This is a genomic window from Halomonas sp. BM-2019 (genome assembly GCF_017584085.1).
This window is the reverse complement of the sequence record NZ_CP071922.1, coordinates 2,921,988-2,924,185: the sequence shown is the minus strand read 5'-3', so window position 1 is coordinate 2,924,185 and position 2,198 is coordinate 2,921,988. Positions and strand designations below refer to the sequence as shown.

The following is a 2,198-nucleotide window of genomic DNA, read 5'->3' as shown; positions in this document are numbered from 1 at the left end:
CGCATGGTGGCGCTCATCGCATGGGCATCCATCTCGAGGATGTGGCCGTTGCGCACCGCCGTCATCTCACGGGTCACGGGATCGCCATGGAGGAAGTCGAGCTTGGCCTCCACATCGTCGGCGGCGAAGCGGCGGCGATCCATGCGTGCCACCACGATGATATCCGGATCGGCCCGGGCGATGGATTCCCAGCCGACGAGGGGCCACTCCTCATCGGATTCCACCACGTTGCGGATGCCGAGTTTGTCCATCATGTAGCCCGGTGCCCCGAGCCGGCCGGCGACATAGGGGTCGGCCGAACCGTCGGGGGAGGAGAACCAGAACAGCGCCGACAACTCCTCCGGCAGGTCGAGGCTTTCCGCCAGGGACACGGCGCCGGCTTCGCGGGCCTCGAGGTCGGCCACCAGGGCCTCTCCGGCCTGGCGCACGTCGAAGATGCCGGCCAGTTCGAGGATGCCCTTGTAGACCTGCTCGGGGGAGAAGGCGGCGGTACGGGTGCCGTCGCCGCCGGTGCTGTTGTCCTTGGTGTCGCAGTCGGCCGGCATCACATAGGTGGCGATGCCCAGGTCCTCGAACTGATCCCGGGTCGCCACGCTGCCGGTGGGGCCGACGTGCCATTCGTACTGGGCGGCCACCAGCCCGGGGCGTCGGTTGACCACGGACTCGAAGCTCGGGTCGTTGTCGGCCAGCCGCTCGATACCGGCATCGAGCTCGCTGAACTCCGGCAGCACCGGGGAGAACCAGACCGAAGTGCCCAGGACCCGTTCGCCCAGTCCCAAGGCATAGAGGATCTCGGTCGCCGATTGGCCGACGGTGATCGCACTTTCCGGTGCGGATGAGAGCGTGATTTCCCGCTCGCAATTGGTGAGTGTCAGCGGATAATTCGTGCTGTCCGACATGGCATGGGCGGCGGGAATCATCGGCAGTATGGCCAGGATATAACGAGCGAGTCTCATGGTTTTCCTTCCGATATTGTTGCTGAAATGGGCAGATTCGATGTGCTGACTTTCGATGAAATGGCCCCCTTCATCATGGCCATGTCGCGATATTGATGGCCTCGGTTGCCGAGCAGTGGGCGAAAGCGGCGAAGATCATGGAGGAAGTCGACACAAGAAAACAAGCCCCCATCGCCGCCGGTGTGGTGACGCTCAGGTATCGCCATCGGGCGGCGTTCCGGTGTCTATGGGGGCGGGATCGGGCCCCGAGAGGCGATCCTGAGGCGGACTGGCGCCGGCGATTGCGCCCGTTGCGGGAATTGCTTTAGGATGGCCCGACTCGAGACGGGTGCCCCTGTCCTGGAGAAAGTTGGGCAGGGGATAATCGGGAAGTATGGTGAGGCCTCGCGCCGATCCCATCGCTGCCCCCGCAACGGTAATGAGTGAGTCGCCTGCAAAGACCACTGGCAATCGCCGGGAAGGTGTGGGCACCGACGCGATCTCCCGATCGCGTCCTCCTCGAGCCCGGAGACCGGCCCGTCATGTCGTTTCATCCAGTAACGGTGCGGTGGGCGCCGGGGATAGTCCGTGTTTTCGATTCCTTTCCCAGCTTCCCGGCGGGGCATCCGCCGGAGGGGGCCTCTGGTCGGGTGCCATCCCCTGGCGCCGCGTCGGGCGAGGTCGTCATGACCTCCGTGCGTGATTTTCCCTTCGTCGCCGTGGTCGGCCAGCAGGCGCTGAAGACGGCCCTGCTGCTCAACGCCATCCATCCCCAGCTGGGCGGGGTGCTGATCAGCGGCCCCCGCGGCAGCGCCAAGTCCACCCTGGCCCGGGCCCTGGCGGCGATCCTCCCCGACGACGCCGAGGGGCGCCGGCCGCCCTTCGTCACCCTGCCGCTGGGTGCCAGCGAGGAGCGCCTGACCGGCAGCCTGGACCTGCAGCGGGTGCTGGCCGAGCGCGAGGCGGCCTTCCAGCCGGGGCTGCTGGCCAGGGCGGACGGCGGCGTGCTCTACGTCGATGAGGTCAACCTGCTGCCGGACCCCCTGGTGGACCTGCTGCTCGACGCGGCGGCCAGCGGCGTCAACAGCGTCGAGCGCGATGGCATCAGCCATCGCCATCCCGCCCGCTTCGGCCTGATCGGCACCATGAATCCGGACGAGGGCGAACTGCGCCCGCAGCTGCTCGACCGCTTCGGCCTCTGCGTCGAGCTCGAGGCCGCGGTGGGCGTCGAGGAGCGCATCGCCATCGTGCAGCAGCGCGAAG

1 protein-coding gene, 1 pseudogene and 1 riboswitch are annotated in these 2,198 nt (G+C 67.1%); of the genes and pseudogenes, one reads left to right on the top strand and one right to left on the bottom strand.

All coding sequences use genetic code 11. The features are described 5' to 3' along the window. Positions 1 to 956: pseudogene (locus tag J5F18_RS14600) on the bottom strand (ABC transporter substrate-binding protein); the annotation flags it as partial. Positions 957 to 1,265: 309 nt separating this feature from the next. Beyond that, positions 1,266 to 1,491, top strand: a riboswitch (cobalamin riboswitch). A 130-nt stretch (positions 1,492 to 1,621) separates the two neighbouring features. Between J5F18_RS14600 and J5F18_RS14595 the strand changes: the two are divergent. Continuing rightward, positions 1,622 to 2,198: ATP-binding protein (locus J5F18_RS14595; RefSeq protein ID WP_346299301.1), on the top strand; the 577-nt coding region annotated here is incomplete at its 3' end.